This is a genomic window from Methylomonas fluvii (assembly GCF_014850975.1).
Classification (GTDB): Bacteria; Pseudomonadota; Gammaproteobacteria; order Methylococcales; family Methylomonadaceae; genus Methylomonas; species Methylomonas fluvii.
Window position 1 is genome coordinate 365,575 of sequence record NZ_JACXST010000002.1, and the last position, 16,957, is coordinate 382,531.

General features: G+C 49.1%; 18 protein-coding genes. 7 read left to right on the top strand and 11 right to left on the bottom strand.

Annotated features, from left to right (window positions below):
- Window positions 1–143: 143 nt before the first annotated feature.
- Complete coding sequence (locus EBB_RS11200; RefSeq protein ID WP_192393946.1) at window positions 144–812, top strand: hypothetical protein; 669 nt, start codon at window positions 144–146, stop codon at window positions 810–812.
- Window positions 813–1,390: 578 nt separating this feature from the next.
- Here the strand turns inward: EBB_RS11200 and lolD are convergent.
- The 3 genes from lolD to fur are packed head-to-tail and all read right to left on the bottom strand — an operon-like array spanning window position 1,391 to window position 3,754.
- The gene (gene lolD, locus EBB_RS11205) at window positions 1,391–2,089 is read right to left on the bottom strand and encodes a lipoprotein-releasing ABC transporter ATP-binding protein LolD (RefSeq protein WP_192393947.1); all 699 of its coding nucleotides are present in this window, start codon (window positions 2,087–2,089) and stop codon (window positions 1,391–1,393) included.
- Window positions 2,082–3,329, bottom strand: coding sequence for a lipoprotein-releasing ABC transporter permease subunit (locus tag EBB_RS11210; protein ID WP_192393948.1), 1,248 nt, complete (start codon window positions 3,327–3,329; stop codon window positions 2,082–2,084). The genes lolD and EBB_RS11210 overlap by 8 nt, the downstream gene beginning before the upstream one ends.
- Before the next feature lie 2 nt (window positions 3,330–3,331).
- The gene (gene fur, locus EBB_RS11215) at window positions 3,332–3,754 is read right to left on the bottom strand and encodes a ferric iron uptake transcriptional regulator (protein ID WP_192393949.1); all 423 of its coding nucleotides are present in this window, start codon (window positions 3,752–3,754) and stop codon (window positions 3,332–3,334) included.
- A 115-nt stretch (window positions 3,755–3,869) separates the two neighbouring features.
- On the opposite strand from fur, the gene EBB_RS11220 reads away from it, so the two are divergent.
- Window positions 3,870–4,424, top strand: a complete 555-nt coding sequence (locus tag EBB_RS11220) for an outer membrane protein assembly factor BamE (RefSeq protein WP_192393950.1) — start codon at window positions 3,870–3,872, stop codon at window positions 4,422–4,424.
- A gap of 18 nt (window positions 4,425–4,442) precedes the next feature.
- On the opposite strand, the gene EBB_RS11225 is transcribed toward EBB_RS11220, so the two are convergent.
- The 5 genes from EBB_RS11225 to EBB_RS11245 are packed head-to-tail and all read right to left on the bottom strand — an operon-like array spanning window position 4,443 to window position 7,247.
- Window positions 4,443–4,916: a LabA-like NYN domain-containing protein gene (locus tag EBB_RS11225; protein ID WP_192393951.1), complete on the bottom strand. Its 474-nt coding sequence runs from the start codon at window positions 4,914–4,916 to the stop codon at window positions 4,443–4,445.
- A 7-nt stretch (window positions 4,917–4,923) separates the two neighbouring features.
- The gene (gene ppnP / locus EBB_RS11230; RefSeq protein ID WP_192393952.1) at window positions 4,924–5,238 is read right to left on the bottom strand and encodes a pyrimidine/purine nucleoside phosphorylase; all 315 of its coding nucleotides are present in this window, start codon (window positions 5,236–5,238) and stop codon (window positions 4,924–4,926) included.
- The gene (mnmM, locus tag EBB_RS11235; RefSeq protein WP_192393953.1) at window positions 5,175–5,861 is read right to left on the bottom strand and encodes a tRNA 5-(aminomethyl)-2-thiouridylate-methyltransferase MnmM; all 687 of its coding nucleotides are present in this window, start codon (window positions 5,859–5,861) and stop codon (window positions 5,175–5,177) included. The genes ppnP and mnmM overlap by 64 nt, the downstream gene beginning before the upstream one ends.
- Complete coding sequence (locus EBB_RS11240; RefSeq protein ID WP_306789998.1) at window positions 5,836–6,891, bottom strand: NAD(P)/FAD-dependent oxidoreductase; 1,056 nt, start codon at window positions 6,889–6,891, stop codon at window positions 5,836–5,838. The genes mnmM and EBB_RS11240 overlap by 26 nt, the downstream gene beginning before the upstream one ends.
- A gap of 5 nt (window positions 6,892–6,896) precedes the next feature.
- A complete protein-coding gene (locus EBB_RS11245; protein WP_192393954.1) occupies window positions 6,897–7,247 on the bottom strand; it encodes a HopJ type III effector protein in 351 nt (116 codons plus the stop codon).
- Window positions 7,248–7,478: 231 nt separating this feature from the next.
- On the opposite strand from EBB_RS11245, the gene EBB_RS11250 reads away from it, so the two are divergent.
- The 5 genes from EBB_RS11250 to EBB_RS11265 all read left to right on the top strand — a co-directional run bounded on the left by EBB_RS11250 (window position 7,479) and on the right by EBB_RS11265 (window position 11,997).
- The gene (locus tag EBB_RS11250) at window positions 7,479–8,123 is read left to right on the top strand and encodes a polysaccharide biosynthesis/export family protein (protein ID WP_225587402.1); all 645 of its coding nucleotides are present in this window, start codon (window positions 7,479–7,481) and stop codon (window positions 8,121–8,123) included.
- Window positions 8,124–8,148: 25 nt separating this feature from the next.
- Window positions 8,149–9,102: a porin family protein gene (locus tag EBB_RS11255; protein WP_225587403.1), complete on the top strand. Its 954-nt coding sequence runs from the start codon at window positions 8,149–8,151 to the stop codon at window positions 9,100–9,102.
- Window positions 9,103–9,194: 92 nt separating this feature from the next.
- Entirely contained in the window at window positions 9,195–9,452 is a 258-nt protein-coding gene (locus EBB_RS25900) for a hypothetical protein (protein WP_225587404.1), read from the top strand.
- A 1-nt stretch (window position 9,453) separates the two neighbouring features.
- Complete coding sequence (locus EBB_RS11260) at window positions 9,454–11,196, top strand: lipopolysaccharide biosynthesis protein (RefSeq protein WP_192393955.1); 1,743 nt, start codon at window positions 9,454–9,456, stop codon at window positions 11,194–11,196.
- An 18-nt stretch (window positions 11,197–11,214) separates the two neighbouring features.
- Window positions 11,215–11,997 carry a CpsD/CapB family tyrosine-protein kinase gene (locus tag EBB_RS11265; protein WP_192393956.1) on the top strand — a complete coding sequence of 261 codons (783 nt, stop codon included), beginning with the start codon at window positions 11,215–11,217 and terminating at the stop codon, window positions 11,995–11,997.
- A gap of 48 nt (window positions 11,998–12,045) precedes the next feature.
- Here the strand turns inward: EBB_RS11265 and EBB_RS11270 are convergent, their stop codons facing one another.
- From EBB_RS11270 to EBB_RS11280, 3 genes are all read right to left on the bottom strand, one after another.
- A complete protein-coding gene (locus EBB_RS11270) occupies window positions 12,046–14,433 on the bottom strand; it encodes a tetratricopeptide repeat protein (RefSeq protein ID WP_192393957.1) in 2,388 nt (795 codons plus the stop codon).
- A gap of 154 nt (window positions 14,434–14,587) precedes the next feature.
- A complete protein-coding gene (locus tag EBB_RS11275; protein ID WP_192393958.1) occupies window positions 14,588–15,247 on the bottom strand; it encodes a hypothetical protein in 660 nt (219 codons plus the stop codon).
- A gap of 11 nt (window positions 15,248–15,258) precedes the next feature.
- On the bottom strand, window positions 15,259–16,953 hold the full coding sequence (locus EBB_RS11280; RefSeq protein WP_192393959.1) for a putative porin: 1,695 nt from the start codon (window positions 16,951–16,953) through the stop codon (window positions 15,259–15,261).
- Between the last annotated feature and the right edge of the window lie 4 nt (window positions 16,954–16,957).

Consider the following 16,957-nt stretch of genomic DNA (forward strand, 5'->3'; position numbering starts at 1 on the left):
CGAGAGATTTAGTTTAAACATAAGTCCGATTACGCTGAGCTAATCGGAACTAAAAATTCTTAAATATTAAAATATCAGGTAGGCATTAAAAATGATGCTCACCTTAGACTAACAGCCTTATCGGCCATCTATTTAGTAAGCAAATGTCTACCCTTCGCACAGTCACCAAGCAACGCTTCGTAGAAGCTCTAGAGGAAAGTTACTTTACGGCAGCGAACTATAAGGTCATTTATCCTGATGAAGATGAAATAGAAATAGTCATCACATTTATACCGAAACCTGAATTCCAATTCTCAGTCACAAAACTCGGGCAAAAACTCAAAACACTGGCAAGCCCGGGGGAGTATTTTCTCACCGAAGACACTCAATTCAGAGACGAAATTGGCGAATGCATTTTTGCCGTAACAGAGTGGACTCAAAGAATTGAAGATGAATACCGCAACAGTAACCCCGTAGTGGACGAGTTCGAAGAATTTCGAAGAATTATTGCTGATCGATTGTATGAACATGTTTTGGACGAGCATGTCCACTTCACCCGAGAAGAGGCAGACATACTCCGCGAAAAGATTGACGGCTTGACGAATAAACTAGCTGGAAACATTGAAAAAACCGAAGTTCTGGAGCGAAGGCTATCTGAAGCAACTTCAGAATTAGAAAAACTTAAATCTGATTTAACAGATATGCCTAAGGGCGCGTGGTATCGCAAAGCAAGCAACAAAATTCTCAGCTTTATTAAAGCAGTGTCCACCTCTAGAGAGGGTAGAGAATTTGCACTTGAAGCCGCAAAGAAATTTCTATTGCCTCCCCCATAGCTTTCAAAATGCATCGCGGATAAATTAAGAACGGAGGACACCCTGAACAACTGATAAGTAGCCTGGACGAAGCGCAGCGGAATTCGGGAAATCGAAGCCATCAAAACCTCGATTTCGTTTCACTCCATCAAGGCTACATCATTTGTTCACTAACTACCTTTCAGTGCCGGGACGGTTTTCTCCCGTATGCCGCGCCGAGCACCGAAGCTTTTGGCGAGAATAGCCCGAAGGGGTGCGGCAGGGATGCCGCACGTCGGCGGAGGGGCAGGAAGCCCCTTCCGCCGACCCTCGTCAAAAGCGAGGAGCGCAGGGAATAAGCGGCATCCGGGTGGCCTTTTCTTTGGATACTTTCTTTTGGCCAAGCAAAAGAAAGTATCTCGGCCGTCGGGCCGAGACCCGACTTTAGAACAATCTGTCGCGATAGCGACACCAAATCGGTAGGTCAAGACTAATCTGAATCAACCCAAGATTTTGATTTTTTTGGGTTACGCTACGCTTTTATGTCCTGTGGGTAAACCCAACCTACATTTAGCTTTTGCTTCAGCATCATAATTTGCAGGCAAAAGTTATAAGACTATTTAAATGTGGTGAATCCTTTCCGGCACAATCAACCCATCTTCCATATAAAGCACATGATCCATCCGTCCCGCCAATTCCGGATCATGCGTCACCACCAAAAAACTCACCTGTAATTCCTGATTCAATTCCAGCATCAGCTGATAAATCTGCTCAGCGGTTTTGCTGTCGAGATTACCGGTCGGTTCGTCGGCCAGAACGCATTTAGGCTTGTTGATCAAGGCGCGCGCCACGGCGGCACGTTGTCTTTCCCCGCCGGAAAGTTCGCCGGGTTTATGCAGCATTCTATGCCCCAACCCGACCCGCTTCAGCAACTCGGCCGCCTGTTGCTGTGCCTGTTTGATCGATTGCTTACCAATCAACAGCGGCATCGCCACATTTTCCAGAATGGTGAATTCGCCCAACAGATGATGGAACTGGTAGATGAACCCCAGTGAGCGATTGCGTAGCTGGCTAAGTTTGCCGGCGCTAATCTTGTTCAAATCTGCGCCATCCAGCATCACTGAGCCGGAGCTGGGTTTTTCCAGACCGCCTAACAGATGCAGCAAGGTGCTTTTGCCGGAGCCGGAAGCACCCATGATGGCGACTCGCTGGCCGGCATGAATCGCCAGATCGACGCCGCGTAACACTTCGACATTCAAATCGCCCTGTTCGTAGCGTTTGGTTAACTGCTGGCACTGCAATACGATGGCATTATTCATAACGCAGCACCTCGGCCGGATTGATGCGTGCCGCCTGCCAAGCTGGATACAGCGTCGCCAGCAAGGACAATAAAAACGCCACGCAGGCTATCCAATACACATCGGTCCAGATCAGTTTTGACGGTACTTCGCTGATGTAATACACGTCGGCAGCCATGAATTGCACACCAAAGGCTTTTTCGATGGCCGGCACGATGGTTTCCACATTCAGAGCCAGTAACACGCCGCCGACGGTTCCCAATAAGGTACCTATGCTGCCGATGATGCAACCCAAAACAATGAAAATACCCATCACCGAACCATTGGATAAGCCCTGGGTTTTCAGAATGGCTATGTCGCCGCGCTTGTCGGTGACGACCATGACCAGCGTCGAAACGATGTTGAACGCCGCCACCGCGACGATCAGCAGTAAGATGATAAACATCGCCCGCTTTTCGGTTTGCACGGCGCGGAAGAAGTTGCTGTGGGCCTTGGTCCAGTCGCTGACCCTAAACTCATCGCCCAGCGTATCGGCCAAGCCTTGAGTGATGCGCGGGGCGTTGAACAAATCATCCAGTTTTAGACGCAAACCCGATACGGCTTGCTCCAGGCGGAACAATTTGCCGGCATCATCGAGATGCATCAAAGCCATGTTGCGGTCGTATTCGTACATACCGACTTTGAATACCCCAACCACGGTAAAGCGTTTCATGCGCGGCAGAATCCCGGCCGGCGTGGAGTTAATTTGCGGCGTTATCACGGTGACTTTGTCACCCATCATTACACCCAGGTAACTGGCCAACTCCGCGCCCAGGACAATACCGAACTCGCCGGGGACTAAATCCTTCAAACTACCGAACATCATTTTGTTGGCAACTTCCGACACTTTGGCTTCGTATTCCGGCAACACACCTTGCAGCAAAGTGCCGCTGACTTGGCGGTCTGCATTCACCATCACTTGACCATGGATAAACGGCGCGGCACCTTCGACATGCGGCATGCTGCGAGTACGTTGCTCTAAAGCCTGCCAATCATCCAGCTGCCCGAAGCGGCCGGTTATAGTGCTGTGCGCGGTCATACCCAGGATGCGTTCGCGCAATTCGGCTTCGAAACCGTTCATTACCGACAGCACGGTAATTAAGGCCGTGACACCTAGGGCAATACCAAGCACGGATGTTAAGGTGATGAACGAGATAAATTGAGTGCGTTTTTTAGCACGGGTATAGCGCAACCCGATATACAGGATGAGAGGTTTAAACATGCTTAGGGTTTTGAGGGTTTACAAGCGGCGCAATAACCGTAAAGGTAAAGGCTGTGATCGGTCAGCGTGTAGCCCAGTCTTAGGGCAATTTCCGATTGGCGTTTTTCTATGACTTCATCGGTAAATTCATCGACTTTTCCACACTTCATGCAGACGACGTGATCATGATGGCCGCCGCTGTTTAATTCGAATATCGAGTTGCCGCCCTCGAAATGATGACGGTTAACCAAGCCGGCAGCTTCGAATTGGGTCAACACTCGGTAAACCGTCGCCAGGCCAATTTCCTCGCCTTCCGCCAACAGAATTTTGTAGACCTTCTCAGCCGACAAATGCCTATCGTCCTGTTGTTTTTCCAGAATCTCCAGAATTTTGATTCTGGGCAAGGTCACCTTTAAGCCCGCATTACGCAAATCCTGAGTTTCCACAAGCCCCCTCCTTTAAACCGATAATCCGCAACATTGTATCGTTTTTTGCGCCAAGCCGCTGACAGAATTATGGGATAATGGCCCATCGTTTGTCGTCAGACTCCATTCTCTTCTCATGAAAAAATCGACTTTTTTGCTAGCGGCCGTCACCAGTTTATCGATTAGCGCTTGCAGCACCATCCTTACTAACTTGCCTGGCGTTTATACCCTGGATATTGAGCAAGGCAATATCATCGATCAAAGCATGATTAACCAATTGCGGCCTAATATGACCAAGCGTCAAGTCTTGTATATCATGGGTTCGCCTATGTTGTCCGATGCTTTTCATGAAAAGCGCTGGGACTATTTATACTCTGAGCAACCGGGCGGCGAAGACCGAGTGCAAAAACGGGTGTCTTTATTTTTCAATGGTGACAATTTGATGGGCGTGCAAGGCGACTTCAGACCCAGCTCGATGCCGGTTGCCAAGGAATCCACGGAAACCAGCGTCGACGTACCAAAACGCGACCTGGAACGCTCGATGTGGGAAAAAATCAGCGGTTTATTCGGTAGCGACGAACCCGATACCTTTGCTCGCAGAAACAATCAAAACGCTACCGAACCCAAAGAAGCCGCCAGTTCCGCAGAGAAAGGCAAAGAATTGGTAGAAGAAGACGCCGATAAAAAATAGGTAAAACGCCCAAACGTCTTACAGCAATAATGCGCCGGCAATGGCAATAAAATTGTCGGCGGCTTGAATCAAGGCCGGCGCGGTTAAACTATGAATGCCATAAACATCGCTGGCAGTACCAAAATCGTTGCGCACCTTTTGCAATAACAACTCGAAATCGCCGTCCCCGGACAATAGAATAATTCGGTCAGCCTGCGCAGCGTAATCAATCACATCCAGCGTAATCCCCACATCCCAATCGCCCTTGCTCGTGCCGTCACGGCGCTGGATATAGGGTTTTAGTTTCACGGTAAAACCAATATTTTTCAGGATTTGTTGAAAACCCTGTTGTTTGCTATCGCCGCGATCAGTGGCGTAAGCAATAGCAGCGACAACCTGTTTACCTGCGGTTGCCTGCTGCCAAAACGCGCTGTAATTGAAATGTTTCTGGTAGCGTTGCCGGGTGGTGTAGTAAATATTCTGCACATCGACAAAAATCGCTACCTTTTCCATCCGGCGCTTACTTCAAAAAAGAACAGCAGTAATCGCTGGCAACACTTACCTTCATGGTGAAGGCGGCATTGCCAGGCACATTAAAAGATTCGCCGCCTTTCACGGTTTGCCAGGCATCGCTGCCAGGCAACAACACTTGCAGTTCGCCCGCCAGTATTTCCATCAATTCAGGATCGGCCGTGTTAAAGGTATATTCGCCAGGCTGCATAAAACCCAAGGTTTTTGAAGAGCCGTCGGCAAACTTAATGGTGCGGCTATTCACTTTGCCATCGAAATAGACATTGGCCTGTTTGACAATGGTGACGTTATTGAATTCTGACATGATGCACATCTATTGCTAGTAAAAAAAGGAGCGCAATCATAGCAGATCGGTTGTTTGCGAATAACAAAAAGCCGCGGCGCACTGGGCTTGTCGTGACTGCTAAGAACAACTTCCGTAGTAAAACGACTTCCATCCAACTGCCTACACCATGCCGCCAACTGCTGGGTTTCCAGATCACCACCATCGTGACCGGGATACGCCAACACCGTCATCACGGCGCGCGGCGCCAACAAGCCAGACGAAGTATTTAAGGCGGCCAACGTCGAATCGATTTGGGTAATCACGGTTTTGTCGGCGCCGGGTAAATAACCCAGATTGAACATCACCGCCCTCACCCGCCCATGCCATTGCTCGGGCACATGCGACAACATATCGGCATGACTGGCCAGGCTTAACGTCACTCGGCGCTGTAAATCATGCTGGAGTAATCGCCGAAAACTGTTGATCAGCGCTTGCCGCTGAATATCGAATCCAAACACATGACCGCTCGCCCCGACGCTCTGCGCCAGAAACACGGTATCGTGGCCGTTACCCAGTGTCGCGTCGAGCGCCACGTCGCCCGGCTCAAGGTAAGAACCGACGACATTGTGGGCAATTTCAAGCAGGGATATAGGTTTTGTCATAGCGGCGTATGTCGCAACCGAGCGGCAAGCCGGCGTGCTGTTGCAAGTAATCGGCAAATCGGGCAGCGTACCAGGGAATCGCCAAGCTGCCCTTGGCGCCAAAGCCATTGAATATATGCAGTTGCGGATATTTAAGATGCGTGCCGATAAACGGCTGTTTATCGAGTGTGGCCGGCCGGATTCCTGCCCGATGTTGATAAACATCAAGGGTTTGATGTTGCGGGCAGACCGCACGCAAGCTCGCCAATAAAGCGGTTTTCGCTGCTTCGGTCGGCACATGATCTACTAGATCTGTTTCGAAAGTCGCACCGGTCTTAAAGCGCCCGGACTCCACTGGAATCAGCCAATGACCGTAATTCAAAATCTGTTGTGGAATATCTTGCCTACTTTCGCAACCCAGTATTTCACCTTTTGCCAATTGAAACGGTAAATACTTGAACCATGGATTGGTAAGCGCCTGATAACCTTCGCAGAAAACGATATGCCGAGGATAAACTTCCTGCCATCGCAGTACCGGCTCGAGATTAATTTCTTCGTATTGCAGAGTGTGTCGCCGATAACAGTGCTTGTTCCGTAAAAAATCACGCAACCGATTCAGCAGAGCCTCGGTCCGCAAATAGCCGGTCTGACCTTGTTGTAACACACCGTAAGGCGCGTTAATTCCCTTGGGGACGGACGTCAATCCCGACAAATAGTCGCGATAATCCGATCGGCTCAAGCGGCGTTCGGCAATTTCAAGCTCTTTGGCGGTGCGCAGAATTTTCAACATCGGCATTTGCTGATAAAAGGCTTGTCCAAACTGCCTCTCAAGCTGCCGATAAGCATGCATCGCGGCCGGCAGCAGATTTTCCACATCCACCTGCTTTACCAAGCGCTGACCGGTAACCGGATTGATTAAACCGGCCGCGACTTGCGAGGCGTTTTCAGCACCATCATCTACCACCACGACGCGTAATTGCCGTTGCCATAACTCCCAAGCCAATAAACTACCAGCCAAGCCCTGACCGATCAGCAGTACATCGATTTTCACCGCAATTATTTGGCTTGCAAGGCCTCGCTTTTAAAAACAATGCCTTCCCAACCATCACGCATAAAGTGTCTGATATTTTGATGATCGTCGCCGGACGGGTTACCCAATACATCTTGGCGATAGTAATCACCGAATAGCGCCAGAGTTTGTTCGACAGTCAGTTGATGCAATTTGGCGAATGCAAAAATCTTGCAGGAACCCTCGTTACGGCCCGGTTCGTTCACCAGAGGCTGTTGCAAGCCGTTACTAAACTCGGTGGGTTGGTAGTGATAGTGCTCGGCAATAAGCGCAATGGCTTCCTGAAATTCGACCGCTTGCCCGGACTTAACACGTTGTAAAAAATCGTTCACTATCACCGCCTTACTCCCAAAGTTTTATTAATTTTTGGTTAATTTACTGTTTGATTCGAACAAAACACACTCATTCCCGGTTATAATCTCATGAAATGTCTGGGTGTTTCTTACCCAAGACTGCGTTTGGGATCGTCTTATTCTTGTTATATTCCGTTATTAAAATCCGGCCCTGCTTTGGCGTTTGGCTCGGAAAGTGCGGATTGCAACCTCAATAACATCATAAAGGAATACATTTTGAAACAGATAATTACTCTTTTCTCGTTTTGTCTGCTTTGCTCTACCACTGCCCTGGCAGAACCGGAAACCCAGATCCCGCCCGCACCGCCAACAGAACCCATTAACGCTACTACAATCAGCCCGGCACCTACGGTGACTATCGAGCAGACCAATTATGCGGCTTATCAACTATCGCCGGGTGACGCACTGGAAATCACGGTCTGGAAAGAAGAAGGTCTACAACAATTGCAAATCCTGATTTCCCCTGACGGCACTATTATTTTCCCTTTGATAGGTACCGTCGGCGCCGCCGGCAAAACCATTACCGAGCTGAAAGATAATTTGACCAGCAGGCTGGCCGATTACATATCCGACCCATCGATTTCGGTTAAATTACTCAACAACCAAGGCAACTCCATTTTCGTGATCGGTAAAGTCAACAAACCCGGACAAGTGTTTTCCGGCAGACGCCTGGATGTGCTGCAAGCGCTAAGCCTGGCCGGCGGCCTGACCGTGTTTGCCAAGGAAGGTTCGATCAGCATTATTCGCCGCACCGGCGATCAAGTTAAAGTGTTTCCTTTCGACTATAGCGATGTGATAGATGGCGAAGATCTGGAACAAAACATCCTGCTGGAACCGGGAGATACGGTTACCGTACCCTAAGCGGAATTAGATAGAAGCACTATCTATGAAGATAAAAACGGATTTTTTGCTACCTGCGTTGGTTTTATTCAGCACCGATGGCTATGCGCTGGATTTGTTGTTCAAACCAGAGTTCAGCTTTAAGGAACGCTTTGACGATAATGTACGCATGCAGCTTCATCCAAAGCATAGCAATTTTATCAGCACCATTTCTCCTGGTGTGATGTTCGGCTATCTTGCGGACGACAATGAGTTGAATACTCGATTCAGATGGAACGAATTAATTTACAGTAGCGATTCGGCGTTGGATTTTTCCGAAAAACTGGTCAATCTTAGCCATAAATACCAGGGCGAACATTTCAAAACCGATCTTGCGGCAAGCTACGCGGAAGAATCCTCGATCAACACCCAATTGGATCCAACCACAATAGACCCTACTCAGATAAATGAAGCAGGTGGTGTGCAGCTTCTCGTCCCACGCAACACCAAATCAGTATCTCCAACTGTCACTTACAACCTGAGCGAAAAAAGCTCCCTTCAATTGGGCTATAGCTACCAGGATGTGACATTTAACAGAGCACAAAACCTGACAAACATCTTCAATTACTCGGATTATAGTTTCCAGCAATATTCGGCAACGGCCAGTCATGCCTACACCGAACGTTTGTCGTTTAACCTGACAGGGGCTTACACTGAATATGAATCGGCTAACCAAAGACCGGGAACTGCGTTTGGTTTCCCCGTGACATCTGGTTTTAGCCAAAAGTCGACAACTATTACCTATCAAGCCGGCCTGCAATACCTGTTTAACGAGCAAACCCAGTTAGCTCTATCAGCGGGTATCCGCGACACAACAACTGACAGTACGCAATTCACTTATTTCAGAGACACCACAATTCCGTTCCCACTTTCTCAACAGTCCTCACTATCTAAAAACACCGTGGGAAACGTGTTTTCGGCAAGTCTGGCCCGTAAAAGCGACTGGGGGACTTTAGCTTAAGTGCCGGACAACAGCTCAGCCCTGCAAGTACTGGCAACCAGCAAACGTCAACCACATTTTCAGCTCGAGGCCGTTACAATCTCACCGAACGCTTGTCTACCGGCATCAACGCCAATTACTTGTTATCTGAATCGATATCCACATTTAGCAACGATACCACCAGAAGCAATAACCGTACTTTCATTACCCTGTCTCCCAATGTTCAGTGGCACTGGACGCCGGAAATCAATTTGAATCTGTCTTATAGCTATCGCCAGCAGGTGCTTGAGTCCATCAACCAGACCATCACCGGCGATAGCGTACAACTACAATTCTCTTATCAACCTCAAATCAATCGTCAGGTGAAATAGCGTGGAAAATCAAGCCATCGACATCAAGGACTATCTAAAAATCATCAAACGACGTAGAAGGTTTTTAGTTATTCCGTTTCTAATCATCGCGCTGATCAGCATCGTTTTGGCAGTACTGTTACCGGCAGTTTACCGCTCTAGTTCCACTATTTTGATCGAAGCCCAAGAAATCCCCGCCGAACTGGTGCATTCGACAGTCACCACCTTCGCGGACCAACGGATTCAGATGATCAGCCAACGGATCATGACCCGACCGAATTTGACCGAGATTATCAAGAAATACGATCTCTACGCCGAAGAACGGCAAAAAAAACCGGAAGAAGTCATTCTGGAAAAAATGCGTAAAAGCATCAAAGTCGAGACCATCAGTGCCGACGTCGCCAATAACAAAAGCGGCCCCGCCCAACAAGCTACCATTGCCTTTACGCTAACATTTGATGATAAATCGCCAGAGCTTGCGCAAAAAGTCGCTAACGAATTGACTTCCTTGTTCCTGAAAGAAAACATCAAATCGCGCACCGAATCTGCGGAAAATGCGGCATTGTTTTTGAGTGAGGAATCCAAACGCCTGAAAGCCAAAATCCAGGAAATTCAACAAAACCTGGCTACGTTCAAGGAAAAGAACCTGAACCAACTGCCGCAAATCAGTGCCATGAACCAGCAAGAACTGACCTCCTTGAGCAATCAGTTATTGCAATTGGATAGCCAAGAACGGACACTGCAAGATAGGCGTTATTATCTTGAAGGTGAATTGGCGCAAATCGATCCCAACACCATGGCTACCAACGCCGTGGGCAATCGGGTGTTCGACATGAAAGACCGTTTGAAGGAACTGCAATCGCAATATCCATCGGTGTTATCTAACCATTCTGCCAACCATCCGGATGTAATTAAAATCAAACGGGAAATCGACTCATTACAAAAAGAAATCGGCTCCAACACCGATCTAAATGCGATGAACGGCGAACTAACCGACAGAAAAGCAGAACTGGCCTTGTTGTTGAAACAGTATTCCGACAAACACCCGGACGTGGTGAAACTGCAAAAACAAATCAGTGCCTTGCAACAGAGCCTGGCTACCGCGAAACAAAGCGACTACAGCAACGCCAGCATTCAACCGGATAACCCAGCCTATATCACCTTGAAATCGCAGTTGGCTTCCGTGAATACAGAAATCGAATCGTTGAATTTCACTCGTGGCCGTGTACAGAGCAAAATGGAAGAGTTACGCTCCAGCCTACGCCAATCGCCATTGGTTGAAAAAGAATACATGGATTTGATCCAGGATCTGGACAATACCAATCTGCGCTACCGGGAAGTGAGCGCGCGAGAAATGGAAGCGCAAATCTCGCAGCAATTGGAAATGGAAAGAAAAGGCGAGCGTTTTACCTTAATCGACCCTCCACAAGAACCGTTAGAGCCGGTTAGCCCGAATCGAATTGCGATTATGGTATTGGGCATGGTGTTGGCTTTGGCGAGCGGTTTGGGCGCGGTCGCGTTGACCGAAATGCTGGATTCGACCGTTAATAGCCCAAAAGCGGTCGCGGCGATTCTGGGTGTGGAACCTTTGGCGTCGATACCTTATTTTGAAAGCCAGAAGGAACATCAAGCTCATAGGAACGAACGACGGATGTTGTTGATAGGCATGGCAATAGCCGGCATTCTGGCTATCGTTGCATTTCATTTTATCGTCATGCCGCTAGATGTATTTTGGTACAAATTACTACGTGTCGTGGGCAATTAATCATTTAAGGGAAAATTCATGAACCCCATTGAAAACCTCGTGGAAAAAAGCAATCCAGCCGCAGCCGGATTGGCCACTCAACCCGGCGACAAAGTCAGCATCGCTTACACCCAAACTCGGGTGCATAGTCCGGATCAAAACTTACTGAAGCAAAACCGGATTATTTCCGCGGCGTTACCTGGAAAATGGCTGGAATCCTACCGCATGCTGCGCACCCGCTGCTTGCAGCAAATGGATGCGATGGAATGGAAGACCATGGCTATCACCAGCCCCAGCGACGGGACCGGCAATAGCTTAACAGCCGCGAATTTAGCCATCAGCATGGCGATGGAACTTGACCGCACTGCCTTGCTGGTGGATGCCAATTTCCAAAATCCCAGCATTAATCAATTGTTCGGCATTCAGCCGGGCGCGGGTCTTAGCGATTATTTGTTGAACGACACCGAATTAAGCTCCATGCTGATTAATCCGGGCATCGAGCGTCTGGTAGTGCTGCCGGCCGGCAAACCTTTATTCAACTCAACTGAGATGTTGCGCTCACCGAAAATGGTACGACTAGTTAACGAACTGAAAAGCCGTTACCCATCGCGTATCATTATTTTCGATATGCCGCCGATTTTGTCGCACGACGATACGCTGGGTTTTTCGCCTTATGTGGATTGCGTGTTGTTGGTGATCGACGAGGGGCATACCAAGACGGATCAATTGAAGCACGCGGCCTCTTTGTTAAAAGACACCAACGTACTGGGGACAGTATTCAATAAAGCCACCGACATTAAAATCGGCTATACCGGCGTTTAAGCCGGTTTGACGTGGCTACCTGCGGTAGCCACGTGCCTACATTTCCTATCAGAGTTTACTCAAAACGTCCTTCGCTTCACTCAAGCCATCGAATTCCACTTTTTTATCGACCGCTTTTTGCAAATATTCGCGGGCTTTAACCGGATCGTTTTGCTTGAAATACACCATACCCAAATGATAATTGCTGATCGGCGATTGCGGATCGCGTTCAATCACTTTCAACAATATCTCTTTAGCCTTATCGTAATTGTTTTGTTTATAGGCAACCCAAGCAACCGTATCCATCATATTAGGATTATTGGTCTGCAATAAAGGCTCGGCCAATTTGGCTGCACGTTCCAAACTATCTGGACTGGCTGAAAAATCCGACAAGTAACTGGCCAGATTATTGACCGCGACCACCGAATCCGGATGCTGTTTGTAAGACTCTTCGTAAAGCGCCAACACCTGCTCATGCTGGCCGTTGCGATGATACAATCGCGCCAAGTCGTCGACCAGCTCCAATGCACCTTTAGTTTTCTCAATCCCTTTTTGGTAGATATTGATGGCTTCGGCTTGGTTTTTTTGTGCCAACTCGATCAAGGCCAAGTTCCGATAAGGGCTATACCACTCAGGTTTGATATTCAAAGCCTTTGTGTAAGCTGTTTTTGCTTCGGCAAATTTCTGTTCGTTCAAATAAGCACCGCCCAGCAAATTGTAAGCAATGAAATGATCCGGCTGCTGTTTAATGACTTGCTGCAATTTGCTGATCGCCTTATCCGACTGCTTCAATACCAAATAGCTTTTGACCATCTCGGTCAAAGGCTCAATCGCATCCGGCTTACGTGCCAAGGCCTGTTGAAACGCTTCTGTGCTGGCTTCCAGCTTGCCTTCCGCCTGATAGCCCAAGCCGGACATGTAAAAGCCGGTGGCGTCCTTATCGGATAACTGCTGCACCTGCTTGGCAATCTCTTGGGCTTTATCCCAATGTTTTTGCGACAACTCCGTTTTAAACAACGCTTCCAAGCCTTTCAGACTTTTCGGATTGGCTTTCATCAGCGCCTCAAGCTGCTGCTTGGCTTGATCTTGGTGCCCAGCTTTCATATGCAAGCTGACCAGATCCAACCTGGCGGTCTCATCACCCGGCGCGATCGCAACCACTTTTTCCATGTTTTCTCTAGCCAGTTCTTCCTCGCTATTGCGAAGATGAGCCGCGGCCAGCATTTTCAATACGCCGACGTTATTGGGTTGATCAACCAATACCGAGCGAAAATCGGCAATTGCGTCGGGAATTTTGTTTTCACCCAAGGCAAACTGGCCACGTAGCGTCAAAGCCTCGGCATCGCGCGGATTGTTATCCAACACTTCCTTGATCAAGGCTTTAGCCTCGTCACCGCGCTTGGTCATTGCGAACAAGGCCGCTAATTTATTTCGTGCGGTGATGCCGCTGGGTCCCAATTTATCCTGATCGACGACTTCTTTCATAGTCGCTTCGGCCTTATCGATTTCCTTTTTGGAAAGCTGGATATTAGCCAGTTTGAATTTCAACTCATACGCTTGCGGCTTTTGCTCTATCATCGGCAACAGCTCGGCAATGGCCACTTCCGGACTGCGCTTTTCCAACAGGAAGTCGACCAAATAAGTTTTGGCGGTATCGTTGTCCGGCAATTTACTGACCGCATCGCGTAGAGTCGCTTCGGCTTTATCGACTTGTTTGGTACCGACCTGGAACAAAGCTAACGTACGGTAATGCTGTAATTGCTGCGGCTCCAGTTTGACAATTTCCACCAGCATGGCCTCTGAATCGGCGATCTGATTGTTTTTAGCGTACAGACCAGCCAGCATGCTGCGCAACGCAACATTATCCGGCTTCTTTTCGATAGTTTGCTTCAATAAAGCAATCGCTTCGCCTACTTTATCCAAACGCGTTTTAATCGAGGCCATCATCAACGTCGCCGGCACATCGTCCGGACTGTTTTTCAAAGCGCGCTCCACCGTCATAATCGCGCCGTCGCTGTTATTTTTGGCTGCTTGGACGCCGGCGAACAATACCAAAGCCTCGACATTATCCGGTTCCTTAGCCAGCGCTTCGCCGACCATTTTTTCCGCATCATCTACCGCTCGATTCAACAATAACAACTGACCAACCCGCACCCGAGCCATCACGTGGTTTTCATTGCCGGCAACCACGGTGCTGTATTCCTTAAAGGCATTTTCGATTTTGCCCTGCTTACTCAGCGCTTCCGCAATCTGGAAGTGAGTTTCCCAATCCTTAGGATCGATTTGCAGCACATTTTTATAGGCAAGCAATGCTTTGTCATAATCACCCGCTTGATATAGCTGTTTGCCTTCTTCCATGTATTTCGCTTTCCGTTCATCGGCGCCGTTACAGGCCACCAAGCCGGTCGATAACACAACAATGCCTAGATTTTTTAAAAAATTTTGTTTCGTTGTCATTAGTCTCTCGATAATTCGTGCGTTTGATTATTTAGCCGCCATGATGGAGCGCCGCTTTTTAGGATTTTAACTTATTTACGCGACCAAGCCTTAAGGCTTTCGGTAAATCGGCGAGGGTCGAGGTGCGGCATGTTGCCGCACCTGAGTACAGAAACTATTGGACGCCAGCCGGCGCTGTGCCGCTATCCGCAGCAGATTGTTTTTGATATTTACCGGCGTTCAACTTGTCCTCATATTCCTGGACGATAGCTTCCATCTCGACGCTGTTGAATTGCAGCAAGGCTTCATTCTGGAACACACTGGCCAGTGCGCCTTTGTTTTCGTAGCGTGCCAGCAATTCCTTCGCGGCCTCGTAAAGCTTCACATTATGAGTATCGCAAACCCCCAATTGCTGCTCGGTTGCTTGCTGCTTGGCAATTAATGCCGTTAATTGCGCTTGCAAATCGGCTTTAGCCTGACTCACTTCCTTATGCTTTTCCATCACGTCTGAGAGTCTGGCATTGGTTTTCTCCAAACGCTCGCGCACTTCGCCGTTGGAGTTTCGCTGCGCCGACAACTCACTGCTGATTTGCTCCTTGGCCGCCACCGCTGCCGAATGGGCTTTTTTCAACTGTTCAAGCTCCTGCAACTCCTCAGTCAATTTGGCAGATTCGGCCTTTGTCGCATCGCGTTCAGCCGTCAGGCTTTTGACCATGGCTTGCAGCTTTAACACGGCGCCGTCGTTCTTGGCGGCCTCACGCGGCGCGGCCTGACTGGCGGACCAGCCGCTGCTGATAAGCACAAACAATACGGCCACTTTGGGAAATGTATTCATCGACAACCTACCTAGAATTGCGTATTGACGTCGATCTGCAACACATCGATACCAAGAGGAGGTCCGGTGATGATGTCCGCACTTAACCAGCGGCCGGTCAACCAGACATTTTTCATCAAGCCATAGTTACCGCCGATGAACCAGCCTTTACTGTTGGTACCGCCGAGGTGGAAGTCAGAATCGGTGAATGCATCCAATACTGCATCGCGCTCCACGTACTTATATGCAGCAAACACATTCCAATGGCCGGCCACTTCGGCTCTTGGCCAACCGAAATCCGCCCTAAACTGCCAGGCGTTGGTTTTACCCTCAACCACAGTGCCGTTCAGCATCCGGCTGACCGCGGCTTTATTAAAGCCGACGTTTTTAGCGTAGTCACCGCTTAGGCGCAGATGATAAGGAGCAAATAGGGTCATTTCATAGGAAACATTGGCGTTGACGATATTGTAATCAGACGCCAAACCGACCATGCCCGGATTGGAGGCCAAAGCGCCGGTACCTTCTCGGCAAATCGACGCCAAGGTATTGCCGCCCTGCATGAATTCGGGCCGCGAAGCGGTGTTGCCGCGCGTATTGAGATCGCAAGTACCTAAAACGCTGGTATTTTGCTTAGCTTCGACGTTGACGTAATCGAAATAAGCCAACGCTGCCTTTAAATTGTCTTGATTGACAAAGCCCCAATCCACGCCAACTTGACCGCCGAACAACCATTTATCGCTGCTCAGCGCTGATTCTTGTAATGGAAACGCCCCGGCTGTCGCAAAAACGGAATGCGTGTGATCGTCGTTAGCCATCAAGCTGTCGGACCCGCCCAAACGGTGGCGCACGGTCCCGGCAAAACCTTCGAAAGATAAATCCGTATCCCATACCAATTCGCTACCGCCGGTAAACTCGCCACCGCCGGTGTACCACGGATTCTTGATCCGCCCGCCCGACAAGGTCAGCCATTTAAATTTATTATCGTCGAGCGCATCGTATTGCAGGTAAGCCCGATCCACGGTGAAATCGTATTTTTGCCCGGTAAATCCTAAAGACTGGTTGGTGGATACCGGATCACGTTGATTACCCGTTGCCAAACGTACACCGGCTTTCATACCATCGGTAATCGCCGCATCAATGCCCAAGCGCAATCGCTCGCGAAAATGCTGTCTGTCGGTAGTGGTATTCAAGAATTGATCCACACCCGCCGCGTTAAGCCCACCTCTTTCGTTAACCGCCTGCCAGTCGATATAAGAATTGGCGATGTTTTCCTTGGCCATCATCTCATGCTGGGAACGTAAACGAATATCGCCAGACAGCTTGAACCGCTTGGTCCACTCCGGCAGCGCATTCGGCATGCCCCATTGCTCATTCTTAGCTTTTTGCATCACATCGCCGACTACTTCTTCGCGCAGCTCACTGCGGACCTGCTGACGAATTTCGTCTTTGACGAAATCAGGCACATAAGCCACCCGCACTTCATCGGCCGGCACCGCTTCCTTGACACCGGCTGCCTTGGCTTCGGCCACTTGCTGGCCGGCTTCGACTTCGGCTTGCTTGATCATCTCGTTGGCAGCCTTGTCGGTAATCACGCCTTGCTTGACCAATTGCTTGATCAAATTAGTGGTGGTATTGCGCAGTTTCAGCAACTCTTCCTTTTCTCCGGCCTGCACGGTGCCGATCAGCCCTGATAGCGCCAGGGCCATCAGCTGTTTCTTATTCGCCATTGTT

Excerpts from the sequence above, each read along its gene's own strand:
- EBB_RS11270 (WP_192393957.1), bottom strand. The coding sequence starts at position 14,433 with ATGACAACGAAACAAAATTTTTTAAAAAATCTAGGCATTGTTGTGTTA.
- EBB_RS11225 (WP_192393951.1), bottom strand. The coding sequence starts at position 4,916 with ATGGAAAAGGTAGCGATTTTTGTCGATGTGCAGAATATTTACTACACC.
- EBB_RS11280 (WP_192393959.1), bottom strand. The coding sequence starts at position 16,953 with ATGGCGAATAAGAAACAGCTGATGGCCCTGGCGCTATCAGGGCTGATC.
- EBB_RS11255 (WP_225587403.1), top strand. The coding sequence starts at position 8,149 with ATGAAGATAAAAACGGATTTTTTGCTACCTGCGTTGGTTTTATTCAGC.
- lolD (WP_192393947.1), bottom strand. The coding sequence starts at position 2,089 with ATGAATAATGCCATCGTATTGCAGTGCCAGCAGTTAACCAAACGCTAC.
- EBB_RS11275 (WP_192393958.1), bottom strand. The coding sequence starts at position 15,247 with ATGAATACATTTCCCAAAGTGGCCGTATTGTTTGTGCTTATCAGCAGC.
- ppnP (WP_192393952.1), bottom strand. The coding sequence starts at position 5,238 with ATGTCAGAATTCAATAACGTCACCATTGTCAAACAGGCCAATGTCTAT.
- EBB_RS11200 (WP_192393946.1), top strand. The coding sequence starts at position 144 with ATGTCTACCCTTCGCACAGTCACCAAGCAACGCTTCGTAGAAGCTCTA.
- EBB_RS11220 (WP_192393950.1), top strand. The coding sequence starts at position 3,870 with ATGAAAAAATCGACTTTTTTGCTAGCGGCCGTCACCAGTTTATCGATT.
- mnmM (WP_192393953.1), bottom strand. The coding sequence starts at position 5,861 with ATGACAAAACCTATATCCCTGCTTGAAATTGCCCACAATGTCGTCGGT.
- EBB_RS11265 (WP_192393956.1), top strand. The coding sequence starts at position 11,215 with ATGAACCCCATTGAAAACCTCGTGGAAAAAAGCAATCCAGCCGCAGCC.
- EBB_RS11210 (WP_192393948.1), bottom strand. The coding sequence starts at position 3,329 with ATGTTTAAACCTCTCATCCTGTATATCGGGTTGCGCTATACCCGTGCT.